The organism is Peribacillus sp. P4_C12 (genome assembly GCF_056402095.1).
Window position 1 is genome coordinate 1 of sequence record NZ_JBFUIB010001016.1, and the last position, 821, is coordinate 821.

Here is an 821-nt window from a genome sequence, read left to right on the forward strand (position 1 = left end):
ATAAAAAGGAGCGGCGGCTGTTCCCTTTATCCGGTCCTCGTCCACATAGTCATAACCAATGGCGGAAACGTGCTGGATATCTTCAAGTATCTTTGTTTCAATCGAATAATTGAACAGCAGGATGAGCGTAAAAATGCTCCAAAAGAGGTACCTTATCATGACGTTCGCCTCATTTTACTTTTAATCATTTGGTAAAAGAAGAGAAATGGAATGTAGGCATAAATGACATAAAGGCTCACCAAGCCCATTACTGTATTTAGCTGCTCGATCTGCTCGCGGTTTTTCAAGAGAACAGCCACCACAGCTGTCATGATGATAACGAAAATAAGACTATGTTTTTGCTTCACGGTAAACAGCTGCTTTAGTCCTCTCGTGCCGGCCCAAATAAATATACAAACACTATTAAGAGCGTTAAACAGCCAAAGGGAGAGCCCCATAAACTCAAACCTTTCAAGAAAAGGAAAATCAGCAATTTTCCAAATAGTTAATGTCGGCCAAATCGACTCAAGTAATTGAGCCTTAGTAAAGTACATAAGGGAAACGATCATTATTACTAAATAACTAAAAGTACTGAACGCCGCTCCATAATGCACCCACTTTTGCGAGCTTGGAGCATTTTTTATAAAAGGATAAAAGAAAAAAAGTGTTTCAAATCCAGTTAAACTATACGCCATCTTTTTAGAGGCGGATAAGAACTCAACTGCGGTATGATCCAAAATTGGCAAAAGATGAGAAAAATGCACGTGCCGTAAAGGGAACTCTAACATTATAAAAAATATAGGAGTCGTTAAGATGAAACTGAGGAAGCAAATCCCAACAAC

At 38.9% G+C, this 821-nt stretch carries 1 protein-coding gene; it reads right to left on the reverse strand.

Annotated features, from left to right (window positions below; translation table 11 throughout):
• Nucleotides 1–155: 155 nt before the first annotated feature.
• Nucleotides 156–821, reverse strand: a 666-nt coding sequence (locus AC1DUW_RS30920; RefSeq protein WP_477644465.1) for a GerAB/ArcD/ProY family transporter, incomplete at its 5' end; no start/stop codon positions are given.